The organism is Frankia sp. CcWB2 (genome assembly GCF_977927585.1).
Genome location: NZ_CDWRCM010000026.1, coordinates 24,705 through 26,335 on the forward strand (window position 1 = coordinate 24,705; position 1,631 = coordinate 26,335).

The window sequence follows — 1,631 nt, forward strand, 5'->3', positions numbered from 1 at the left end:
GGGAGCTGCGGCGAAGCTGCCGGCAGCTGTCCCGGATGGGGGAACGCGCGTTCCTGGCCAACCGGGCCGCGGCACTCGCCGACGTTCTCGTCCGGCTCGGCAAGGTCGACGACGCGGGCAAGTACGTCACCCGGTGTCGGGACGCCGCCGCCGCCGACCAGCTACCGGCCCAGGCCGGATGGTGCGGGGTCCACGCGAAGCTCTTGGCGCTGCGCGGCCGCGATGCCGAGGCCCTCCGGTTCGCCGACACCGCCGTCGATCTCGCCAGCCGCACCGACGACACCGACGGCCAGGGACACGCGCTGCTGTCCCGCGCCGAGGTGCTCTACCGGGCCGGCCGCAAGGACGACGCCGCCGAGAGCCTGGAAGCTGGCATCACCCGGTATCTGCACCGGGGCAACGTCGCCGCGGCAAACCTCGGCCGCCGGCTGTTCGGCACGCTCGACGACCCCCCGCCAGGGACGGGAGGCCCCTCGCCGGGAACGGGATAGCGGGGCGGCCCGCGCCCGCACGCTCAGCGCAGCAGTCCGCGCAGCCGCGCCTGTTCCTGCAACCAGTACATCTCCTGCGCCCACAACCGCAGCCGCTCGACGGCGGCGAGCTCGCCGGCCAGAGCCTGCGCCACGGACGGCCGGCTCAGCACCTCAACGCCGAGGGGCGCCCACTGCCAGTCGGCCTCCTCCTCGCAGGCTCGCTGGTAGGCGGCCCGCCGCAGGGCTATCTCGGCAAGGGCGAAATCGACCTGCTCGGAGAGCAGGTCGAGACGCGCAAACAGGTCCGCGTCACGAACCCACGGACGGCCGCTATAAGCGGGCAATGGAACGGGCCGCGCAGACATATTGGGGGAAGGGTACGAGCCCGCGGACACCGGGAACAACACGCATCCCGGAACAGACCCCTGAGCTGCGGTTTATTCTTCCACCCGGCCGGAATCGGCGACCCCCTCGGGGAGAACCCGGTGGACACCCGAGTCGGGTGAGACGACGGTCGGGACGTGAGCAACGGAGGTCCGAGGGTAACGCCTACGGTACGGCGTCCATGGTGCCGATCAGATCCGTAAGCCAGCCTGGGGGTCTTTCGGTGAGTCTCACACCACCCGTCCTGCTGATGGTGCTCGGTTTTCCACTCTTCGTGATGGCGGGGATGCTCATGATGGGCGGGATCGAGAAACGTCTGATCGGCTCCCGCGGGTTGCTCTCCCTGGTCACCGAGGACGGCACCGCCTCGGTGGGCGACTCCGGACCATCCGGTGCACGACCGTCACCCAGCGCACCCGCCACCCTCAGCGCACCCGCGTCATCGGGCGATCGGACGTCACCGCTCATCAGCTGAGCCGTCTCCCAGCCCGCGGGGTGCGGACAGGTGAGGCGGCGGTCAGCGGCGGCGGGATCCCCCGCCGACCCGCAGTCGACCGTCGAGACCGGCCTCCCGCAACAACGCGGCGAACGCCGGCGTGGGTGCCTGGATCTCCAGACGTGAGTGCACCCGGCGGAGCAGCAGATCGGCGCGGAGCAGAGCGGCGAGCCCCGGGATGTCGATCGAGCGCAGGCCCGCGACATCCACCGTGACCGTCCCCCCGCCCCGGCCGAGATGCTCGCCGATCTGCTCACGGAACCGGAGCCGCCCGGCAG

Annotated in this window: 3 protein-coding genes and 1 pseudogene; 2 read left to right on the plus strand and 2 right to left on the minus strand. The window is 71.5% G+C overall.

Translation table 11 applies throughout. The annotated features are described in order from the left end of the window. Window positions 1-491: pseudogene (locus ACY45C_RS04940) on the plus strand (guanylate cyclase); the annotation flags it as partial. Window positions 492-514: 23 nt separating this feature from the next. Here ACY45C_RS04940 and ACY45C_RS04945 read toward each other — a convergent pair. Beyond that, a complete protein-coding gene (locus ACY45C_RS04945) occupies window positions 515-817 on the minus strand; it encodes a hypothetical protein (RefSeq protein ID WP_462186454.1) in 303 nt (100 codons plus the stop codon). 263 nt (window positions 818-1,080) lie between these two features. Between ACY45C_RS04945 and ACY45C_RS04950 the strand changes: the two genes are divergently transcribed. Next, a complete protein-coding gene (locus ACY45C_RS04950) occupies window positions 1,081-1,332 on the plus strand; it encodes a hypothetical protein (protein WP_462186455.1) in 252 nt (83 codons plus the stop codon). Window positions 1,333-1,374: 42 nt separating this feature from the next. Here the strand turns inward: ACY45C_RS04950 and ACY45C_RS04955 are convergent. Continuing rightward, on the minus strand, window positions 1,375-1,631 hold a 257-nt coding region (locus ACY45C_RS04955), incomplete at its 5' end, for an STAS domain-containing protein (protein WP_462186456.1).